Annotated in this window: 18 protein-coding genes and 1 pseudogene; 8 read left to right on the plus strand and 11 right to left on the minus strand. The window is 55.2% G+C overall.

Features of this window, described 5'->3' with window-relative positions; all coding sequences use genetic code 11:
• Positions 1 to 34: 34 nt before the first annotated feature.
• The gene (locus ACR0MS_RS19045; protein ID WP_480577382.1) at positions 35 to 964 is read right to left on the minus strand and encodes an AEC family transporter; all 930 of its coding nucleotides are present in this window, start codon (positions 962 to 964) and stop codon (positions 35 to 37) included.
• A gap of 146 nt (positions 965 to 1110) precedes the next feature.
• Between ACR0MS_RS19045 and ACR0MS_RS19050 the strand changes: the two genes are divergently transcribed.
• Complete coding sequence (locus ACR0MS_RS19050; RefSeq protein WP_480577385.1) at positions 1111 to 1728, plus strand: TetR/AcrR family transcriptional regulator; 618 nt, start codon at positions 1111 to 1113, stop codon at positions 1726 to 1728.
• A gap of 133 nt (positions 1729 to 1861) precedes the next feature.
• The gene (locus ACR0MS_RS19055) at positions 1862 to 3640 is read left to right on the plus strand and encodes a sugar phosphorylase (RefSeq protein ID WP_480577388.1); all 1779 of its coding nucleotides are present in this window, start codon (positions 1862 to 1864) and stop codon (positions 3638 to 3640) included.
• Here the strand turns inward: ACR0MS_RS19055 and ACR0MS_RS19060 are convergent.
• Both ACR0MS_RS19060 and ACR0MS_RS19065 read right to left on the minus strand, forming a co-directional pair.
• A complete protein-coding gene (locus tag ACR0MS_RS19060) occupies positions 3591 to 4820 on the minus strand; it encodes a glycosyltransferase family protein (protein ID WP_480577391.1) in 1230 nt (409 codons plus the stop codon). The two genes, ACR0MS_RS19055 and ACR0MS_RS19060, sit on opposite strands and share 50 nt — an antisense overlap.
• Positions 4821 to 4838: 18 nt before the next feature.
• On the minus strand, positions 4839 to 5600 hold the full coding sequence (locus ACR0MS_RS19065) for an HAD-IIB family hydrolase (RefSeq protein ID WP_480577394.1): 762 nt from the start codon (positions 5598 to 5600) through the stop codon (positions 4839 to 4841).
• 352 nt (positions 5601 to 5952) lie between these two features.
• On the opposite strand from ACR0MS_RS19065, the gene ACR0MS_RS19070 reads away from it, so the two are divergent.
• The gene (locus ACR0MS_RS19070) at positions 5953 to 7047 is read left to right on the plus strand and encodes a M24 family metallopeptidase (RefSeq protein WP_480577397.1); all 1095 of its coding nucleotides are present in this window, start codon (positions 5953 to 5955) and stop codon (positions 7045 to 7047) included.
• A 67-nt stretch (positions 7048 to 7114) separates the two neighbouring features.
• Here the strand turns inward: ACR0MS_RS19070 and ACR0MS_RS19075 are convergent, their stop codons facing one another.
• The gene (locus ACR0MS_RS19075) at positions 7115 to 7792 is read right to left on the minus strand and encodes a GntR family transcriptional regulator (protein ID WP_480577400.1); all 678 of its coding nucleotides are present in this window, start codon (positions 7790 to 7792) and stop codon (positions 7115 to 7117) included.
• 153 nt (positions 7793 to 7945) lie between these two features.
• On the opposite strand from ACR0MS_RS19075, the gene ACR0MS_RS19080 reads away from it, so the two are divergent.
• The 3 genes from ACR0MS_RS19080 to ACR0MS_RS19090 all read left to right on the plus strand — a co-directional run bounded on the left by ACR0MS_RS19080 (position 7946) and on the right by ACR0MS_RS19090 (position 11681).
• Positions 7946 to 8953 carry a GlxA family transcriptional regulator gene (locus ACR0MS_RS19080; RefSeq protein WP_480577403.1) on the plus strand — a complete coding sequence of 336 codons (1008 nt, stop codon included), beginning with the start codon at positions 7946 to 7948 and terminating at the stop codon, positions 8951 to 8953.
• A gap of 224 nt (positions 8954 to 9177) precedes the next feature.
• Entirely contained in the window at positions 9178 to 9816 is a 639-nt protein-coding gene (locus ACR0MS_RS19085) for a GNAT family N-acetyltransferase (protein ID WP_480577406.1), read from the plus strand.
• Positions 9817 to 9911: 95 nt separating this feature from the next.
• Positions 9912 to 11681, plus strand: a complete 1770-nt coding sequence (locus ACR0MS_RS19090) for an adenylate/guanylate cyclase domain-containing protein (protein ID WP_480577409.1) — start codon at positions 9912 to 9914, stop codon at positions 11679 to 11681.
• A gap of 60 nt (positions 11682 to 11741) precedes the next feature.
• Here ACR0MS_RS19090 and ACR0MS_RS19095 read toward each other — a convergent pair whose 3' ends face one another.
• From ACR0MS_RS19095 to ACR0MS_RS19125, 7 genes are all read right to left on the minus strand, one after another.
• A complete protein-coding gene (locus tag ACR0MS_RS19095) occupies positions 11742 to 12632 on the minus strand; it encodes a hypothetical protein (RefSeq protein ID WP_480577412.1) in 891 nt (296 codons plus the stop codon).
• Positions 12633 to 12785: 153 nt separating this feature from the next.
• A complete protein-coding gene (locus ACR0MS_RS19100) occupies positions 12786 to 14081 on the minus strand; it encodes a gluzincin family metallopeptidase (RefSeq protein WP_480577415.1) in 1296 nt (431 codons plus the stop codon).
• A gap of 32 nt (positions 14082 to 14113) precedes the next feature.
• Positions 14114 to 15427 carry a TfuA-like protein gene (locus tag ACR0MS_RS19105; RefSeq protein WP_480577418.1) on the minus strand — a complete coding sequence of 438 codons (1314 nt, stop codon included), beginning with the start codon at positions 15425 to 15427 and terminating at the stop codon, positions 14114 to 14116.
• Positions 15424 to 16629 carry a YcaO-like family protein gene (locus ACR0MS_RS19110; RefSeq protein ID WP_480577421.1) on the minus strand — a complete coding sequence of 402 codons (1206 nt, stop codon included), beginning with the start codon at positions 16627 to 16629 and terminating at the stop codon, positions 15424 to 15426. Before ACR0MS_RS19110 ends, ACR0MS_RS19105 begins: the two co-directional genes overlap by 4 nt.
• A 180-nt stretch (positions 16630 to 16809) precedes the next feature.
• Positions 16810 to 19020: a hybrid sensor histidine kinase/response regulator gene (locus ACR0MS_RS19115; protein ID WP_480577424.1), complete on the minus strand. Its 2211-nt coding sequence runs from the start codon at positions 19018 to 19020 to the stop codon at positions 16810 to 16812.
• On the minus strand, positions 19013 to 20191 hold the full coding sequence (locus tag ACR0MS_RS19120; protein ID WP_480577428.1) for an FIST N-terminal domain-containing protein: 1179 nt from the start codon (positions 20189 to 20191) through the stop codon (positions 19013 to 19015). The genes ACR0MS_RS19115 and ACR0MS_RS19120 overlap by 8 nt, the downstream gene beginning before the upstream one ends.
• A 44-nt stretch (positions 20192 to 20235) precedes the next feature.
• On the minus strand, positions 20236 to 20919 hold the full coding sequence (locus tag ACR0MS_RS19125; RefSeq protein WP_480577431.1) for a response regulator: 684 nt from the start codon (positions 20917 to 20919) through the stop codon (positions 20236 to 20238).
• A gap of 184 nt (positions 20920 to 21103) precedes the next feature.
• Between ACR0MS_RS19125 and ACR0MS_RS19130 the strand changes: the two genes are divergently transcribed.
• Positions 21104 to 21661, plus strand: a complete 558-nt coding sequence (locus ACR0MS_RS19130) for an SRPBCC family protein (RefSeq protein WP_480577434.1) — start codon at positions 21104 to 21106, stop codon at positions 21659 to 21661.
• A gap of 27 nt (positions 21662 to 21688) precedes the next feature.
• Positions 21689 to 21808: pseudogene (locus tag ACR0MS_RS19135) on the plus strand ((2Fe-2S)-binding protein); the annotation flags it as partial.

Raw genomic sequence — 21808 nt, forward strand, 5'->3', positions numbered from 1 at the left:
GACGGGTTGAGGGGATAATTCGAAGCGCAGAAACCTAAAGTGTTCCGACCCAAGCAATCACGACGGGTACAGTCAGAATGCTTGCAGCAGTAGACAGCAGTATCGCCGCCGATGCTCTGTGCGGCGCGACGCCGTAATGTGCGGCCAGCATATAGACGTTGCCCGCAACCGGCAGAGCGGCTGCAGCGATGGCTATTGATGCAGGAAATGTCGCGACGGGGATCACCCAAATCAGGACGACTGCGACACAGGCGGGATGCACCACCAGTTTACAAAAACTGAGCCAGCCTGCGATTTGCACCCGCTCCGCCGACTTACTGGCCAATGACGCGCCAATTGCAAACAGGGCTCCGGGCGTTGCAGCTCCACCCAAAATGGTCAGAAAATCGTTCAGCGGCACCGGGACCGGGATTTGAAACGCAGACCACAGCATCCCGGCCGAGATCGAAACGATCATGGGGTTCTTGATCAGACCAACAGCGATCAACCGGAACGTGGACGGGGTCAGCCGCCCATCCCGCCCGCCATTGATCAAGATGACGATCAGCGACGAGAAGACAACAAGATCCACCGTGAGGACCAACATAACCGGTCCGATCGCGGCTTCGGTGAACAGCAGCGCTAGCATGGGAAGGCCCAAAAAGCCGACATTGCCAATGGCAGCACACTGCGCTTCGACGGCCGAGGTTGGAATGTCCAGACCTCTGATCCTGGCAACAAATGTCGCCAGCGCGTAGACGGCGAATGTGCCCAGAAGATATCCCAGTACCAGCTTCGCATTGAAGATTTCAGCAAACGGAAGCGTGGCGGCAAATCGGAACAGCATCGCCGATAGCGCAAAATAGAAGACGAATTTGGTTAGATACGCCGTCGCATCTTCCGAGAAAAAACGACTGCGCCCGGCCCAATATCCAAGGCCGATGATCGCAAAGAAAGGAAGTGTGCGCAGAAAGATATCGACCATGGCCAGAGTGTTAGCACGGTTTGAACTGGCGGCAAGTCTGCATACCCGATGCGGGGTCAACGGCTCACAAAAGAGTGTCTCTGCGCGAATCGTTGAATCTGAACTGAACGGTTTATAAGCTTGGAACTTGCAGCCAAGGAGGAACAATGCCCGAGTCAGCCACCATTCTGCGTACAGGTCGCAAATTCGATCAAGTGGTACGCGGTGCCCGTGAAGTTTTCATGGCTGATGGTTTCGAAGGCGCAAGCGTGGACGACATCGCGCGCGCGGCGGGTGTCTCAAAAGCGACCTTGTACAGCTATTTTCCAGACAAGCGTCTGTTATTCATGGAAGTCGCTCAGACCGAATGCAGCCGGATGGCTGAAAACGTCCTGTCGATGATCGACGATTCCAAGCCCGTGCGCGAAGTGCTGATCGTCGCTGCAACCCAATTGACCACTTTTCTGGTGTCCGAATTTGCGCAGCAGGTTTTCCGCATTTGCGTGGCCGAACGCGACAGGTTTCCGGAATTGGGCCATGCGTTTTATGAGGCCGGTCCTCAAAACGGCGTTCGCCACCTGGTGGAGTACTTCAAGAAGGCCGTGAACCAGGGCGACCTTGCCATCGAAGATTTGCAGATCGCCGCGGAACAATTCTCGGAGCTTTGTAAAGTTCGCATCTGGGCTCGTGCAGCATTTGGCATTCAGGACAGCTTTTCCCAATCTGAAATCGACGAAGTGGCGCTGCAGGCCGTAGACATGTTCATGACCCGCTACGCTGTCTGAGCCTTTTGCCACCCGTAACATGCCCAGAAAATGTGCAGGATGGTGCACCTTTGGTCACAGAACCGTAGTTCGATTTGACAGGCTGGTCGTTCTGGAAAACCATCAGGCGGATGCAGCGAAGGGCCCCTGACTCTTGACCAGTGAAAATACCAGCTTTTCCCGACGCCTGAACGACCTGCTTGTTCAGATCTACCCAGACCATGATCAATTGGAATTGGCACGACAGGTGTCCGATGCCTTTTGGCCCTCCGATACGCACAGGCGCAAACAGGGTCGCAAGCCCGGCAACAAGCTGTGGTCAGAAAAAGACAGCGTCCTGATAACCTATGGCAATTCGATCGAAGATCAGGCGCACAAGCCCTTGGACCTGCTGCATGATTTTCTTGTCCGGCACCTGAGCGGCGTGGTCAACGGCGTTCATATCTTGCCGTTTTTTCCGTTCACGTCTGACGACGGGTTCGCTGTGTCCGATTACTATAGCGTCAGTACTCAGCTTGGTGACTGGCCAGACATCACCCGTATCGCCGATGACTTTCATCTGATGTCTGATTTGGTGTTGAACCACGTCTCAAGCCAGGGCACGTGGTTCACCAACTACCTTCAGGGCAAGTCCCCGCATGACCGTTTCTTCTTTGAAGCGTCACCCGAAGACGACCTCTCGGAGGTTGTGCGGCCCCGCACCACGCCGTTGCTGCGGCAAGTGGAAACGAGTGAGGGTGAAAAATACGTGTGGTGCACGTTCAGCCACGATCAGGTCGATCTGGACTTTTCGAACCCCGAGGTTTTGGTCGAGATGTTGCGGATCATCCGCCTGCATATCGACAAGGGCGTGCGGATATTGCGACTGGATGCGGTGGCTTTCATCTGGAAGGAAATCGGCACCAATTGCATTCACTTGCCGCAGACCCACGCGATCGTGCAGCTTCTCAGATTGCTGTGCGATTACGCAACTGAAACGCTTGTGCTGCTGACGGAAACAAACGTCCCGCGCACCGAGAACCTGAGTTACTTTGGCAACCGGAACGAGGCGCACGCTGTTTACAATTTTCCGCTGCCCCCATTGATCCTGCATGCAATGCAGTCCGGCACGGCGCGATATCTAAGCGAATGGCAAGCCGCGATGCCGCCGGCCCAATTGGGGTGCGCGTATCTGAATTTCACCGCCAGCCACGATGGGATAGGGATGCGCCCGGCCGAAGGGTTGCTGCCACCCGACGAGAAAGAACGCATGATCGACACGGTGCGCCGGATTGGAGGTCTGGTTTCGATGCGTGCCCTTCCAGATGGACATGAAGAACCCTACGAGTTGAACTGTGGTTACTTCGAAGCCATGCGCGAGACGTTCACGGGCGAAGATCAATACCATATGGCGCGGTTCATATGCTCGCAAACCATCGTGATGTCGCTCGAAGGTATTCCGGCTTTTTATATTCATTCGCTCCTGGCTACTCCGAACGATCATGCGGCTGTGGAACGTCGCGGTATGAACAGGGCAATCAACCGCCACCGCTGGCACTATCCCGACCTTTTGGCGCGGCTTGCGGATCCCGGCTCCAACCAAGCGCTTGTGTTGTCGGAATTGTCCCGCCGTCTGCGTCTTCGCGCGCAGCAACCGGCCTTCCATCCAAACGCTACGCAGTTCACGCTCCGGCTGGACGAACGTGTGTTCGGAATCTGGAGGCAGAGTCTGGACCGCAGCCAGTCTATTTTTGCGCTTCATAACGTCTCTGCCGAGCCTGTCCACGTCAGCCCCGCCGAGATCAACATGATTGCCGAGGAGACCTGGACGGACGCCCTGACCGGAGAAATCCTGGCCACCAACGGCCCCGATATCGTTCTGGCCCCTTACCAGTGCCGATGGATTACGAACGCGGGCTGTATTCGTCCAAATCGTCGGACACTGCCGCCTTAAGGCGCAGCAAGAACTCGGGATCGGCTGAATGGACCCGGTTCCAGGTGGGGATGAATGGTGTTTCGTGCGGGTTCTCCAGAAAAACCTGGCCTGTCCGGATGATATTTTCGGCAAACAGCTCGATGGATTTCTCTTCCTTGTGGCGGTCCAGTTCCAACCCGTTCATCTTGGCATCGGTGTAGTAACCTTCGAGCAGGTCCAGAGCGGACCGGTAATAGGTTGCCTTGAGCGTGCGGAACGTGTTGGGCGTAAACACCGTGCCATCAGCCGCCAGTTTTCGGAAAATCGCCTTGCAGATATCTGTGGACATGCGGGAAAGGCCGCGGTTGGCGTCTTCGGGCGACAAGTCCTGATGTTTGTGATCGTAATTGTCGGCGATTTCGACCTGACAAACGGATTTAGGCGCAAGGTTGCGCCATGACTCGGACAGAACGCCGATCTCAAGCCCCCAGTCCGAAGGGATGCGTAGATCGGGCAGGGTGGGGGTGCGAATGGCGAACTCACCAGACAGCGGATAGCGGAAACTGCGCAGGTAATCGAGGTAATCTCGATCCCCAATCACCTTTTTCAAGGCAATCAGCAGCGGGCTCACCAGCAAGCGCGTCACCCGACCGTTCAGTTTGCCATCGCCAATACGGGGGTAGAATCCTTTGGCCATCTGAAAGGGGAAGGTCGGGTTCACAACCGGATACACCAACCGGTCCAGCATCTCGCGGTTGTACGTGACAATATCGCAGTCATGAATCGCCATTACGGAACTGTCGGCGCAGGCCAGAAGATAGCCAATACAGGACCAGACATTCTTGCCCTTGCCCGGTTCCTGAGGCGCAAGGCCCAACGCTTTCAAATGGTCTTGGAGTTGCATCAGACGAGGGCTGTCATTCCAGACAACCACGTGGTTTTGCGGCAAATCCGTAAAGAACGCACGGGCTTTTCGGTACTGCTCTTCATCCGCCTGATCCAAGCCGATGATGACACGGTGAAGATACGAGACCTGCGACAGTTCTTTGAGGATGCCCGCAAGGGCGGGTCCCTCGAGCTCTGAATACAGGCAGGGCAGGATCAGGGTGATCTTGCGGGTCTCTGCAAAGACGGAAATCTCATGCGACAGGTGACCGCTGGGTCTGCTGCGCAGGTTGTGCAGCGTCGTGATGTTTCCGTTCTGATGGAAGTCTGCCATGTTCTTCGCCTCGTTTCGTCAGAGATCAGCGGTCAGGGTCAGGATCGCATCCGACCAACCTTGGGGACCGCTGCGGTGTGTCCTGAATATGTGTGGTTCAATATGCGGCGGAAAAGATGGAATGCCCGGGCCATCGGGGTTTGCAACCACTACACCTTGATCCGCAGCCATTAGCATTTCGATGTCATTTGGCGCGTCACCCAAGGCGATTGATCGGCTTGGTTTTAGCAGCTGAACAACTTCTCTTAGGGCGTCCGCCTTTGTTTTCCCGAAGGACAATGTCAGAAACCGCCCCCCGCTGCGGGCAAAGAGGCCAATGGTCCGCGCGTCTGCGACGAAGTGTTCCAACTCGGCTTCGGTGCCTGTCCACAGCCCCGGTTCGCTGAACTTGCGCATCCGTGCACGGGCAGCTTGGTCGAGATTGAGACCCGTCGCGTCGGACACCTCCTGATCGGACATATCGCCGAAACCGACAAATCCCTTGCGCAGTTGCGAAAGCGCGATGTGCAAGTCATGGTAGCTGTCGCCCTCCATATCGGGCGCGTCGGGCCACAGGACACCCGCACCATTCTCGACAATTGCAGGCATGTGCTTAATGTCTAGCTCTTGCTGCAGCGGAGCGATCTCTGCCGCCGTTTTGCTGCTGGCCAATACAAGACCTGCGCCAATCTCGGACAAGCGTTGAAGACCGGGCTTTGCAGCCGTCCAACTATAGGTGTGATGATCCAGCAGCGTCCCGTCGAGATCGGAGAAAACCAGCAATAATGGGGAAGCTGTCATGGGGAAGGGCGGACAATTCGTTCTTTCATTGCTTGGAAGTAAAAAACCGCGACCAATGGATGTAAATCCATACTGGCCAAATGCGCGTCAAACCCAATTCATGCGCCTAATTATTGTGCAACTCCGATGGCGGCCAAAGGCAACCCTGATTGTTCAGATCAATCAGGTGCTTTGAATCACGATCGCGCCCTTTGATGTTTGCGTGCTAATTCGAAGCGTGAGGCACGGTTGCAAGGTAAACCCTCTGGGCAGTTTCATCTTCCATGGTGTAAGTGTCACATAAACTGCCATTCAACGGCATGATCTGTCTGAAGCGGCAGCTCTGCTCAACTAACTTGGGAGGTCGGCCTGCATGCCGGATTTGTCCGAATATAGTAAGCTGGCAAAGGACATGTCAGTAGATGCCGTCGCACTTGTGCCGGGCCCGAATTTTACCCGTGCATTGGGGAAACCTTTCATGAGCCACGAACGGCCCTTTGTGGTCGTAATCCCGGCTGACGGCGCGCCTGCCGCGATTGTGCCCAATCTGGAACTGGGTACGTGGGAATTGGTCGGTTTTGAGGGGGCCGTTTTCGACTGGATGGACCAAACGGGGTATGACAGTGCCTTTGCTGCTTTGGCCGCACATATGCCCCTGAGCTCGCTTGCTGTTGAAGGGCAGGTGATGCGGGTTTTCGTGTCCAAGGCCCTGACCAATGCGATGCCCGACTTGCAGATCGTGGACGCCGAGCGCGAGATTTCCGGTTTGCGGATCATCAAGACCGACGCCGATATTGCCGCGTTGCAGGCCGCGATAGATATCTCGGAACGCGCGCTGGAACGTGTGATTTCCACGGTTCGCGTCGGGCAAACCGAAAAACAGATCGAACAGGCATTAATCCAGGCGCTGTTTGCTGAAGGCGCGGCGTCGCTGGCTTTTGCGCCGATTGTCGCTGCCGGGGACAACTCGGCACAACCGCATGGCAAAGCTCGATCGGATTATCAGATCAAACCCGGCGATGCGCTGCTCTTTGACTTTGGCGCACGCAAACATGGGTTTGCGGCGGATATCACGCGTACATTCTTCGTTAGTGAGGTCTCGGACGAGGGCAGGGCGGTTTACGATACAGTCCTTCGCGCGAACCTCGAAGGGTTCAAGGTCTGTCGTCCCGGCGCGAGCGCCCATGACATCGACGACGCCGTGACCAGTGTGCTCGAGTCTTCGCCCTTTGCAGACCGAATACGGACCAAGACGGGCCATGGTCTGGGGCGTGACGTGCATGAAGCGCCGTATATCATGCGCGGCAACCACCAGAAAATCCTGCCGGGCATGGTTTGGACCAACGAGCCGGGCCTGTATGATCTGGGCAATTTTGGCGTTCGGATCGAAGATGATGTTCTTGTGACCGAGGGTGGCTGCCGGTCGCTGACCAGCTTTCCCAAAGATCTTACAATCATAGGTCGCTGACGTTTGACGAATGAACGGCGCTGCGCATCAAGTGGCCCGCCTGCATCCTATTGACTGAAAACTCAGTCTAACTTTCAGCCTTGCGGGTCGCGATGACCATTGCCAACAACTGTTCCTTGGTGCGCTGGATGTGGTTGGTCAGCAGCTCGCAAGCAGCCTCCACATTGCGCGACCGGGCCAGCGCCAACAACTGGCGGTGATCAGCCTTGGCCGGCTCTCGTTGTTCCATCACACTCAGGTGCATCCGCACGTAGCGATCAGATTGCAAATTGACCCGTTGCAGGATTTCGTTGGTGATCCCGCGCTCTGCCGCGGCATATAGCGCTGTGTGATATTCGTAGTTCAGGCTGCCCCATCGCCCGACATCATACACTTCGTAGGACTTTTCCATTTTTCTCAGCAACTCTTCGCAGGTGGCAAAATCAGCCTCTGTCATCAGTGGGATCGCCCGTTTGAAAAGGTCGACTTCCAACAGGATTCTGAGATCGAAAATCTCTCCGATTTCCGAAAGGGAATGGGTCGTTACAGAGGCCCCACGATTATTGGTCAGTTGAACAAGACCCTCGGCATCCAGCCGTTTGAGCGCCTCACGTATCGGCATGCGGGATACGTCATATTCCTCCGCCAACGCTTCTTGCCGAATGGTTTCACCTTCCACCATCTCTCCGCTCAGGATACGCTCACGCAGGTCGTTTGTGATGACATCAGGCAAACTTTGGCGATGAATCGCGCGGGTTTTTGGCATTGGGATTGTCTCTGGCATTTCCACTTTGTATCCAAAATACGAAAGGAAACCCCAATATCCAATAGCCTTGAGCGACATTGCGATCGCTTGCTGCAATGCCAGTGCCTTGTGTGACAAACGATGCCAAACTCGGCCCGAAATGCGGAGGGAAAAATGAGTAGCCAGCGATTTTTGCCCAAAGGTGCAATTTCGGTAGACGTACCCTATGACGGGCCGCCAAAAACATTCTACTTTCTGCTGCTGCCCAACACGACAATGCTGGCGTTCAGCGCCGCAATCGAACCGCTGCGCATTTCGAACCAACTGGCAAGAAAACAACTGTTTGAGTGGTACGTGCTGTCACCGGACGGAGACCCTGTAACCTGCTCGAACGGGATACGGATTCAGGCCGACCACCCGATGCGGGACCTGGAACCGGGGGCCTACACTTTTGTATGCGCCGGGACCGAGCCCATGTCTTCTTTCGATATGTCCGTTTTGAACTGGATACGTCGCCAAAAGGCGCATGGGTGTGATTTTGGCGGGATATGCACCGGCGCCTTTGCCTTGGCAAAGGCCGGTCTGATTGGGGACAGACGCTTTACCGTCCATTGGGAAAACCGCCCCGGCTTTTGCGAGAATTTTGGAACCATGGAGCCGACGCAGAACCTATATGAGATCGACGGCAAGTTGCGCACCTGTGGCGGTGGTCACGCCAGCACGGATATGATGCTGGAAGTCATCGAAGAGCTGTTTGGAAACACGTTGGCCATCAATGTCTCGGAAATGTGCCTGCACCGCCGGTTGGGGGAAAGCGACAGCAAACAGGTCTCGCCTGTTTCACCATTGCTGGGCACCCGAAATGCCAAGCTGATCGAAGCCGTGCAGATTATGCGTCGCAACATAGAAACACCACTCAGCCTCGAGGCCGTCGCGGAACAAGCATCACTGTCACGCCGCCATATGGAGCGGCTTTTCAGGCAGCATACCAAAATGTCACCGGGTCGGTTCTACAATGATCTCAGGCTGGATCGCGCTTTTGCGTTGCTGAATGAGACGGACCTCAGCGTGTCCGAAATTGCCTTTGCGTCCGGGTTTTCCAGTGCCGACAGGCTGTCGGTCCATTTTCGGAGCAGATACAAGATTTCCCCGCACAATTTCCGACGATCCTGGTCTCACTAGTTTGCCGTTTGGGAGCCATTTGTCGGGTTGCTGCGGAAAGTGAGCTGTCTGAGGCGATGCAACGCCTAAACATGCCATGGACAACGGGCAGGCATAGTATCATCTTGATATTCTAAGTATTTAAGGGCATTACACCTGTCACTTGTTTCTGCCTTCGTATTTGCCGAATATTTGTGCTACTGTCGCCAGAGTCATTTTTTGTATTCTATTCAAAGGTTTTTTCAGTGCAGGACAAGACGACAAAAACATTCAGGCTGCGCCCATTTGAAAAGTCGGATCTCGAGGTCATCGCACCTTGGTTTCAGGACGTGGAAGATTTGGCGCTGTTTGACCGGACATCGCGCGTCCCCCTTAACCAGTCTCAAACGGAAGAGAGCTGGAAGGATGCCTTTTCATCTGACAATGGCTGCAAGTGCTGGTTCATGGTGGAATCCAGCGATGGCAAAGCCCTTGGGATGGCTGGCATCGAAGCGATATCAAACGTCAATCGTGACGCGGTCATTGCAATGTTTGTGGACAAGAAGGCCCGCCGCCTTGGAATTGGGCTGCGCGCAACAGCCCTGCTGATTGATTTTGCATTTCGTCAGTTGGGTTTGAACCGTCTTACATCCTATTACCGTGTCGACAACCAAAGCAGCCGGGACTTGGTGGCCAAGGTCGGATGCCAGATCGAAGGGACCATGCGGCAGGCATGGTTCGCGGACGGTAAATACCACGACATGATCGTGGTAGGAGTTCTCAATCAAGATTGGATGAAACACCGAGAGGTGCTTGCGCGGGAGTTGAGAGACGACATAGTCGTGACCTTCGGAACAAGCGCACCCGGCGCTTGGTCATGGCCTCCTCAGAGTGCAAACTCCTAGCCAGGGCAACCAAGGACACATGCGGTCGAAATAACTGAAATAAAGTATATGTTGAACAAGAGGTTCGCGAAGAACCTACGAAACGAGAAACGCCAGTGGACACCAACAATCTGAACGTTCCTATCACGCAAAAGCTCGGGGCTGTGCTGTTCGCCGACGTTGTCGGGTATTCTCGCTTGATGAGCGAGAATGAAATGGACACGTATAACGCCTTGAAATCATTGCTTTCCAAGCTTGAGGTCACGTGCGCAAAATACAATGGCCGCGTGATCGAAGTGCGCGGTGACGGCATACTGGCACTGTTTGAAACCGCCACTAGTGCGGTGGAATTCGGGGTGGAACTGCACCAGATCGCGAGTGAGCACAATCACACGCTTGCCGAGAATCAGCGAATCAAATTTCGCGCGGGCGTTCATCTTGGCGAAATCCTGATCGACGAGCGCGGGATACATGGCGATAATGTGAACATCGCCGCGCGGCTTCAGGAAATAGCTGAACCAGAACGTGTTTATGTCAGCTCGGCCGTATACGACCAGGTGTGCAATCGCCTGCGATATGGGTATGAGTTTCTGGGCCCGAAGCAACTCAAGAACATCGTCTCGCCCATCTCAACCTATTGCGTCAGAAGCGAGGTTGCGGGTGCAACCATGGCCGGAACGATGCGACCGGACCTGTCGGTGGATATTCTGGGACGTCCGGATACGCCGTCAGTGGCCGTCCTGCCTTTCAGCAGCAGCAACGGGGACGAGTCCGACAACTGGATCGCCGAAGGGCTAACCGACGACATTATCATGAACCTTTCGAAGTTTCGGAACCTGTTCATCATCGCCCGGAACTCCTCGTTTTTCTTCAAGGCGCAGGCCATGCCGCCGAAAGAGGCGGCCCAGCGGCTGAATGTGCGCTACATCGCCCGTGGCAGCGTGCGGCGATCTGCAAGTCGGATTCGGATTACCGCAGAACTTGTGGACGCCAACACCGAGCGCACCATTTGGGGTGAACGGTTCGATCGAAAAATCGACGACATCTTTGACATTCTCGACGAAGTTACGGAATGCATCGTTGCTGCCACTGCCGTGATGATAGAATCCCATGAAAAGCAACGCTTGATTCAGACTGTGCCGACCGACCTTGAGGCGTATGGCTCGGTTTTGCAGGGCCAGCATCACATCTTCAAGTATACGCGGAACGACAATCGCAAGGCGCAGGATTTCTATCAATCCGCGCTGGAACGGGACGGGCGATATGCAAGGGCGGCTGCGGCGTTATCGCGGACTCTGAACATCGACTGGCGGTATTCCTGGGCCGAAGACCCGTCCTCGGCCTTGGACAAGGCACTGTCACTTGCTCAGCGTGCGATCGAACTGGATCCTACGGACGCCCGTGGATTTGGCGAATTGGGCTATGTCCACCTGTACCGCAAGGAACATGACGCCGCGATTCAGTCTTATCAACGCGCTTTGGCATTGAACCCGAATGACGCTGATATGCATTCGGATTTTGCCGATGCGTTGGCGCATTACGGCGACAACGAAACGGCGATCACGCATATCCAGCAGGCGATGAGGCTGAACCCCTACTTCCCGGATCAGTATCTGTGGCACTTGGGCGGAGCCTATTACAACCTCAGACGCTATGAGGATGTGATTGAAACCGTCAACAAGATGAACAACCCAACAGAGGGCCAGCGTATGCTGGCTGCAAGCTACGCACAGTTGGGGAAAACGGACCTCGCCCGTCAGATCACTGACAAGCACCGCGCCGCACATCCCAATTTCTCGCTGAAACGATGGGCCACGGTACAGCCGGATCGGTTGGAAGAGGACACCCAGCATTTCGTTGAAGGCTTAAAGAAAGCCGGATTCTGATAGCCAAAGAAAAAGGGCACGTGTCTGACGCGCCCCTCTTCTGTAGATATCGGCCCGAACTTAGTCGCCGCCGCGCACCTTTGCGCCACTGACTTTCGCGCCGCTCACCTTGGCTCCGCTAACCTTTGCGCCACTCACCTTGGCACCGCTGACTTTCGCGCCTGATACCTTGGCCCCGCTGATCGCCGGGCTGTCAAAACCGAAATAAATGTCCAGAAGGACTTGCTCGAATTGGCCGGTCATCACGTCCATACGGATCGTGTAATCAGCCTTGTCGTAATCCCAGACCCTGATGTCGTCCGAGATTTGATAGTCAGCCGAAGCAACACCAGACAGGGATGGATCACTCGGAGCGCGGGATGCCAGGCCACCGGGCCGGTTTCCATCGGTCGGGCTTTCGCCTTTTCCATGGACCAAGAAAATCGTGGGTTCGGGCAGCTCATAATACGTGCCTTCGAACGAGAAGCCGTAGATCCGCGCCAATCGGGAGTCTTTTCCGTACTGATCCTTGAGTTGCTTGTTCGCGCCGATTTTTTCGGACAGTTCCTTGCGGAAAATGAACTCTTGCTTTTCGAAACCCGCCGGGGTGGGCAGCGTCTGCTGCCAGAAGCTGTCTTCGTATTGGTCCCCGTCCGTGACCTTCACCAGCGCGTCTTCTTCAATCCTCTCTTGGCTGTCCAGCTGATAGTTCTCGCCATCTACTGTTACTTGGTAAATACCATTCTTTTTAGGACGATTTCCGGTAACCAGAACTAAGTTTCCAGCCGCCACCTCTTCACCGTCGATCGTGCCATCTACGATGGAGATATTCTTGTTCACCTTCACCTTTTTCGCAGCAACAAGCCGGACTGTTTTATCTGGGGCCGCAGCTTTGGACTTCGCGACCTTCAAGTCGTTCAATAAACGCCCAAACAACAACACTTCGGAAAAACTAAGCAAGGATTCAGACATAATATTTTCTCCCAATTGTGGGGTAGACAGAGCTTAGGCCCGCATCTTTCCCCCTGAATTGAACCCGAACGCATAGTTCGAGAAAATTATTTCCAATAATCATCCCACGTTTGCATGCCATAAAACCACTTCAAAATAAAGGATTTTTGACCGTTATCCGGGAACTTGCGTGCGGACGGAATGCGCGTGGCTGTCTTCGTCCGGGTCAGGCAACTGCGGCCCTGCGGTTGTCACGCCAATATCACGCATTCGGAAGTTACCCTGAATGATGCGTTGAAAGGCACCGCCGGTGATTTCCTGATCCACGGCCAGCAATGCTTTTTCGACCCCGAAGTAGCTGAGCATATCAGCGTCCAGCCGTTCCCATGCATCTGCAAGATAAGTGCCCAGAAAATCCCGCGCCTCAAGCAGCGCGATACGAAACCCATCGGGGTTTTCAGCGTAACGAGTATCGAAAATATCCTGCATCACGGCGCTGTAGTCAGAGGAATCTTCCAATTGATCAGATAGGTCCTCTTCTTCGGGCGTAATCAGGCCGTGCAGCAGCAACCGTTCATGGTAGATATCCACGAAGATATCGAACATGGCACCGGTCAATGGCTCAGACAGGTCATGCTCACTGGACCAGCCAGACGCAAATTCAGACAGAGACCGGTTATTGGCGGCCGTCCGTATCTGAGCATTTTCGGACAGTTCCGCAAAACGGTTCAGCCGATTTAACGTGTAAAGGTTGCCCCGCGTGTTCTTCAGCAACGTGTCCACGACCGATCCAAAATGCAAGGACGCAAGAAGCGCAACCATGTCCGCAGCAGATTCATGGAACCCGTAATACTCGCCCCCGGCATCACCATCGGTGGGCATCCCGATCACGCTGTAGATGATTGCGTGACCGATTTCATGAGCGACAACGTCGAAGTTCAGGCTATAAGGGCGATACTCGTCCCCATGCTCTCGCGTGCCACCGGTTTCCAGGAACCCCCAGCCGATATGTGCATTATCCAAACTGGGCAGAAGCGACAGTTCCAGCCGATCGAAATCTTGTGCGAAATGCCACGGTATGGGGCGATCGAAATACCCTTGCCAGACATCCATGGTGAAATGAGCCGACCCAAATAGATGCGCCGCCTCAAATGCCGGGTCCGTGGGGTCAATATGGATGAAGTTTCCAAATTCGTCCGGCATGGCCGGGGGGTGAAAATATCCGTCCCACGGCGGCAGGTACATGCCCGGCCCATTCGGTCCGGGGACAATGGCGCCATATGGTGTCGTCTTACCAACCGGGTTGACCGTATACATCCTTGGCCCAGATGGACCCGGTCCGATGCTGCCCTGGGGGGCCGAAATCTCGACCAATTCCAGTTGGGCATCCGGTTCCAGAAACGGAGATTGGGGAAACAGCAAAAACCGGGTGCCGGGTTCTTCGGCGTCGCTGTAGTCTGGCAAATCCATCAAGCGCCCTCCTGTGTCCGGTCGACGACCCCTTAACGGTCTGAGGCCGTTGGCCCGGTATCACTATGGCAATACAAAAACTCTGCTTCTATCAAATCGTAAAGTGCATCCCGCCCGGACAATCCAAGCGAAACTGCGTAGGATTCAAGATCATCTGGCACATCCCGGTCAAGGTTTGTTTCAAAAAACCAGATGAGCATATGCAACCGGTCCGCGCTGTCCCTACGATCAGGGGCGACGGCCAGTCGGGTCTTTTGGGCGGCACGGTCACGTAAATCCGCGTAGCGCCCGCTGCGCTTTAGCTCGGTCAGCAGGGGGGCATTCAGCCGGGTGCTGCGGGCTTCGGTCACCGCATCTATCTGTGCGGCGCCGGTTAGCATCGCTTCATACAGGTCCGGGTTCAGGTCGTTGGTGCGCAGCCACTGCATCAAGTCAGCCTTGCGGGTAAGCCCGGTACTGCTGCGATGATCCGACATGTGCCTGAGCAAAACCTCGCGATCGGGGCTGAGTTCGACCCGATCAGCCTCCTCCTGCGCCAGCAGTCTGAGAATTGCGCGGGTGCGCAGTTCAAAATACAGCTCTGGCGTCAGGCGCAATTCATCAATCACCGCGTCGCCTTCGGTGGCTTCGGCATCAACACGCGCGCGCAAGGTTTTCCAGACCAATGTCCGTTCGGCGCGCAGGGTTGAGTTCTGCGGGGCAGGGGGATCACGCAGGTAGTCGGACATCTTTTTCAGCATGGCTCTGGCGTCATCCGCTTTGGCGTCGACCTGACCTTCTGGCAGCCATTTAAAAAATTTTTTGATACTGGCGGGCCCCTTAACGACGTTCTCGATATCAGGCCAACTTCGGTCCCGGTAATGAATGGACTTGGCCGCGCCGATAATTTTTGCGGCAGTTGCGGGTTTGATGACCCCAGAGGCTTCGGCCCGGGAAACCGTGGCGCGGACTGAAACCATGGGTGTGCTCAGGGGCTGGTATCCAAGCTCTGCGGGGCTATGAACGACCGCGACCTCGTCGTCATCCTTCAAAACACCTGCGTAATAGTCCTCGAAAATCTGGCCAACTCCGATCATCCCGAAATCAGCAAGCTCGGCCGCCCTCAGAGCGCCCATGCTGGCACTGCCAAACACCGGAATTCCCTGTTCCAGCGCCCAAAGGATTTCTTTGTGCCAGACCGAGGGGACGCCTTCGAAATACCCATCAATAATACCAATGGCGCGTGGGCGGTCTTTGGCGACCCGATAGACGTCGCCTTGGCGGACAGGGGGCAAAATTCTGGCCTCGGGAAACTCATCCAGCGCATTCCGGGGCAGGGTAGGGCCTACAAAGACGGCTATACTCATACACTGTCTTCCATGACAGCCAGGGCTCTTGCGCCGGGGATATAGTCTGGGTCGTCGTGCGGTGCCTCAAGCCCCGGCACGACCGCACGAACGACTGCGATATCGAATTCAGGGCGCGAAAGGTCAACGCAAACAGCCTGTGAAAGGCCAACAGACCCCAGTTGCCGAAGAATTAACATCAGGTCTTCGTCAAATGATCCGGTGGCATAAGTCGGACAGTCCGAGAACACCTGACTTGGTTCAGCGCGCTCGATAATATCGCGCACATATTGGCTGCGATCCGACTGGGCCTGATCCGTAAACTCGGCCGGGTCCAGATCGTCCCTTGCACCCGAAATATATGTCAGCCTTGTTTGCGCGGCCTCGGTCAAGGCGCGCAAAAGGGCAATGGACTTGTCTGGATGGCACCCGTCACCAATCCCAATATGGCCATTCTGCGCACCGGCTTCACAGATCATACAACGGAAACTCGCGATCCCGATATCTGACGTCGTATTCCATATCCCGACGTCCAACCCTGCGGCGGTGAACATTCCAAGGGCGCTGATGCAGCGTTCGTCATCAATCGTTTCGTGATCCAGTCGGTTTTCCGCAGGTTTGTGATGCCAAAGTGTCGTCGCATCGCGTTCGATCAATTCGCAAATTGCGTGACAAGTCGCTTCGGTTACGTTGTTGCCCGACGCTAACCCATTCGTTGTCCTCGGGAACGCACCTTGCCCGGCGCTGGGTGGCGCGGTGTAATCCGTATCAACCATTTCCAAAGGAACCCAACAGTTGAGCTTGCCGTTCAACTCTTGCCCCTGAACCCATAACATATTGCGTTCCGCGTCAAATTTTCCACCCGAGACGCGCGGAAGGCATTGAACATCGACAACAAATTCGTCCACGCACAAATCGGAATATCGCGCCAGACGCTGTGGCAATTGCAATCGCTCGGCATGCCAGGACTCGATAGCTTCCATAACGCCTGAAGCTTGCGCAGCCTCCAGCGACAACCCCTTTCCCAGCGAAACTGCAACAGAGCGCGAGTTAGGGCGCGAAACCATCACGGTAGGAAGCCCAACCCTGTCCAGTCCGGTCAAATTGGCAATTCGGGTGATCCCCATTTCCTTTAGGTAGGGCTTGACTATACCCAATGTCTGTTCCGGGTCGCGTGAGCGATGCGTGTCCACCAAATACTGTTTCTGCGCGGTTTCTTGCATATGGCTGACCCTAATCAGAACAATTTTGGGAATGAACACAGTATGGAAATCAATGTCAGATCAGGATGATAGATGAATCCTTTTGGGTCAACCAATGTGAACGCAAGCGCGAATTGGAAAGTCCTACATAAATTAACGCACCTTCCCTTCTGCGCAAATTTAGCCACAATCAGATATTGCTCAAATTTTGTCCATAGAAGCTTCAAGAACCGATTTCAGGCTTTGGGCATCAATCGGTTTGTGCAGTAAGGAATACCCATCCGCTTTACATATGCGGGTCAAGTCCGCTGATCTGTTGGCCGAGATAATGCACGCGGGCAACTGCCCGAACTCTTCAATCAGAGCGTGGACGGCATCTGTGCCCTTCAAATCATGGTCCAACTGATAATCGGCTACGATGATGTCCGGCAAAATACCGATCTCTCGCAGAAGACTGGCCGCCTGTTGTTCGCTTGCGCATTCAAGGACCTGAACGCCCCAGGACTCCATTGTCATCGTCAGCGCACCGCGCAGGTTCTCATCATTCTCGATCAGCAATGTAACGGTGCTGGCCAGTGTCTTGGCGTCTGTTTCCTGCTTGTTGGCCGACGTATCTGGCGCGGTACTTTCTGAGGTTGCCAGTGGGACCTCAACCGAAAACACGGTGCCTTTCCCAACCTGTGAGGACAACTTGATAGGGTGTTTCAGCAACCCGCAGGCCCGTTCGACGATGGCGAGGCCCAGCCCCATCCCTTCGGCGGCACTCGCGTCGGAATCCAGCCGTTGAAATTCCTGAAAGACGATATCGCGTTGGTCGGCGGGGATACCGATACCCGTATCCCAAACCTCGATCGCGATGGATGTTTGACGACGACGCACACCGATCACCACCCTTCCTTTCTCGGTGTACCGGATTGCATTCGACAGCAGGTTCTGAAGAACACGCCGAAGATAGCTGGCGTCACTTCGAACACGCGCATCGGTATGCACACAACGCAACTCCAACCCCTTGGCCTGAGCGACGGGTCTGAAAGAATCTTCGAGCTGTGAGAAAATGTCGTCGACCGAAAGCGTAGACAGGTGGACCGAAGCGCGCCCGGAATCCAACTTTGAGATATCCAGCAAAGCCTCAAGGATGTGTTCCACACTACTTAATGCGCTTTCGGCTTTGGCGGCGACGCTCTGGGCAACATCTTCGCTCAACCCGCTGCCAAGTGTGGCTACATACAGTTTCGCCGCGGACAAAGGTTGCAACAAATCGTGGCTGGCTGCCGCGACAAACCGCGATTTTGACGCATTTGCCCGCTCTGCTTCGTTCAAAGCATCGGCAAGTTCCTCGGTTCGCGAAGCCACCCGTTGCTCAAGCAACTCCTTCGCCTCGTACAAAGCCTGGGCTGATCTGTGTTCCGCCGTTACATCCGTGAACGATATCACGAACCCTCGATCCGGCATTTCCTGAGCAAAAACGGACAGGATCTTGAAGCGCCCAGAATGCATCTGAAATTTGAGGGGTGGTCGTTCCGTCTCGCGGTCCACCCACGCCAGAAGGTCGCCTGCGCTAACTCCATCTGCAAATCTGATTGTCGCGCTCAACCGGTCGAACAGGGTTTTGAACTGAGCCCCCATCTGGAACTGGGCATTGGGTATCGCCAGCAATTCACTGGCACGATTGTTCCATCCGATCAGACGTAGCTTGCTGTCAAAGATACAGACGCCCTGATCAATATGCTCCAGCGTTGCTCGGATCAGGCTGGCCTTATCGTCCAGGATCCGGTCCCTCTCCTGCCGCTCGATCCGCATGATATCCGTGACGTCAGTCTGCAGGATAACGGTTCCGCCATCCGGTGTGCGATGTTCGGAAACCTGAGTCCATCGGTTGCCGTTGAGACGCACGTTAAAGACGACGTGGTCATCCGCGTGGCGCGACATGCGACGGTGCGCCCAATCCTGCGGAGAGACCGCTTCGGGCAGCGACAGGAACTTGGAATTGCTCACCAATTCAACATATTGCGTGAAATGCAGGCCCGGCAACAGCTGGCCCTGAATGTCGGGCATATGCATACCGAAACGGCTGTTACACAGTACGAGCTCCTCGTCGAGGTTAAACAGCGCAAACCCTTCCTGAACTGTCTCGATTGCGTTGGCAAGGTCGGCGCGCGCAGCTTCTGTTTCCTGATTTGCCTCCGCAAGCCGCGCATTGGACTCGTTCAACAACTCCAAAGCACGTTCCAGGTCCAGGGTTCGCGCCCGGACTTCCTGCTCGAGCGTGGCCGCGCGCTGAAACTGTGCGTAGGCGGCGCCGGATGCATCGGTGGATTCCTCGACCCTCCGCATCAATGCCGCAGCAATCTTAAGAAGCTTTTCGTTCTGGCGATCCAGCGGATCGTGCGGATTGATCAGGGTTTCAATCATGCGCAGCCTCTTCCGGCGGATAAATGGCCACCCCGGTCAGAGTTTGGTTCACATGAATCGAATTGAATTGTTCGCCATAGGTGGAAAACCCGACCACGCGGTTGTCCGACAGGATTTTGGACAAGCTGCCCGTCATCTGCTTTTCCTGCGCCTCAAGCCTGCGCAGGATGCAATCGCACCCAAGTATCGCATCGGGCTGTTCATTTTGCGTCAATGCCCCAAGTTCTTGCTCAAGATGGGTTGCCATATTCATGGGCTCGGCCATCGTCAGAACAAGCCCCTCGTCAATGGCCGAAAAGAATACCAGATCACCGTTACCATCGACGCGTTGAATGGCCCGCACGTGGTGCTGGCCGCCAATCTGAACGACGACGGGGTGTGCCGCGAACGTAAAGGTGTTCAACTGTTCAGGGTCTTTTCCCAATATCCTTGCATATTCACGGGCAGCCGGTTCCGCATTGATTTCACGAACGATGCGATTGGCCGGGTCAGCTTCGGTAACCACCATGCGCTGCGCCGTGGGCACAAGGTGATCCGTCTTAAATACCTTGATCGGACAGCACGTGCGCACCTGGGTTAAAACGGCGGCGTTTTCTTGTGCCAGACCGTTGTGCAGAACGAACGTGTTGCTAAATCGCGTCCCATCTCCGGCCGACCCGCCAAACAGTGGCACTGGCCCCAATCCCACGGCCAACTCGGACGTCAGGGCGTCTTCCTGGGTAGACAGTCCGTCAATCAGCAGAAATGTAAATTCATGATGCCAGTCGGGGTCCGCTTCCGTCATCTCATTTCTGTTTCGGATCATCTCATGAATGATGTCCTGCGCGGAAAACGCGTTGAGATCAGGTACCAAGATCGTTCTTGTCGCGAAATGAGAGGCTGGTAACCCGATCGCAACAATCTGGTCCTCAGTATAGCCTTGCCCTGCCAGCTCACCCGCAGTTGTGCAACCGACCACAGGCGCCGGCGCAAAAGTCGCGGCAGCCTCGGCAATGACAGAGGCTGCATCTGCTTTCGACGTTACGAACAGAATAACAAGCGCGTGCTCACCTTCCCCAAGCGCGGACGCAAGCTGCGCGATCGCATTATCTGTGTCATAGTTCACAAATGCCGTTTTGACGATTCCTGGCTCACGGGTATGGGTCGCCGCCCACCCGACTGCTTGGTCCATCGGGCCTCCTCCCTAAACCACGACGAGATTTGAAGGTATTACGGTTAGCCCTGCTCTTGCAAGACGCTGGCAAAAGAGGCTTTCTTGGCAATCAGAACCGCCTGGGTTCGGCTTTGAACACCCAGTTTCCGCATAATCGCAGTAACATGTGCCTTGACGGTGGTCTCAGCGATAGAGAGGTCGTAAGCAATCTGCTTGTTCAACTTGCCCTCACAAATCAGTTGCAGGATACGCGATTGCTGGTTGGTCAGCGTCGCCAGACGGCCGACGGCGTCGCTTTGTTCATCCTCGTCGTCCGGATCAATCAGCACACACCCTTCGGGCAAGAACACATTTCCTGCATGTACTGTCTCGAATGCGGTTCGGAAAACGTCCCGTTGGCTGTGTTTTGGAACATAACCCGACGCACCGGAGTGAATCACTTGGCTGATCACCCTGTTGTCGGTCATGGACGACACAACAATAACAGGCGCATCCGCTACCGCTCTGAGGCGTATCAAACCGTCCAATCCGTCAACGTCCGGCAAGTTGAGATCCAGCAATATCGCGTCCGGCTTCAAGCCACCTTTGACAAGCTCCAGCGCATGCTCAAGCCTGTCGGCCGTACGCACGTCGCCGATATGTGCAACGCTCTGCAACGTCATCGAGAGAGCATCGCAAAACAAAGGATGATCGTCGATGATCAACACGATTTCAAAATCATTCTGCCCAACGGCATTTGCAAGCATGGGAAATGGCCTTTGCAAAAGTTGCCCCAATCTAACAAAGCCTAGCAAGTGAATGGAAGGGCGCCTACTGGCGGAAAGTCGTAAAACCGCACACCCCGCCGGAACTTCGTTGACTACTCCCAAGGTCTTATAGGCACCGCATGGATCACGGCGTAGCTTAACGAAAATTTTTGGAGGGAGTGAGATGGAGTTACATGACAGCCGCGTCATTGCGGCCCCACGTTCCAAGGTCTGGGAGGCTTTGCTGTCGGCGGATGTTCTGCGCGAATGTGTCCCTGGCTGCAAAGAAATGTCGGGAACGGCCGAAGAGGGCTTTGCTGCCACGGTGGTGCAGAAAGTCGGGCCGGTGAAAGCGACCTTCAAAGGGGACGTGACCCTGTCTGACATGGTTGATCAGGAAAGCGTCAAGCTGTCGGGTGAAGGCAAGGGGGGTGCCGCCGGGTTCGCCAAAGGTGCTGCGGATGTGACCCTGTCCGACGTAGCTGAGGGCACCTTGCTGGCCTACAATGTCGATGCGCGTGTGGGCGGCAAGCTCGCGCAGTTGGGCGGGCGTGTCATTGATGGTGTGGCCAAGAAAATGGCCGATCAGTTCTTTGAGAATTTCCAGAATGCGGTTGAGGAAGAGCCTCAGGCCGAAGCTGCCGATGCCGCGCCGCAGCCCGCGGCGGCGCCTGAGCCGGCTCAGGCAGACGCGCAACCAGAAGAGAAAAAAGGATGGCTCAAGCGCCTGATTGGTGGGTGAGCTAAGTATTTCAGGGAGGAGAATCTAATGAAGATTTCGATGACTGTGAACGGTTTATCTGTGAGCGGTGAGGTTGAGGGTCGGACGTTATTGTCTGGATTTTTGCGGGAGCATTTGTCTTTGACGGGGACGCATGTTGGGTGTGAC

The organism is Ruegeria sp. CJ2, assembly GCF_056536745.1.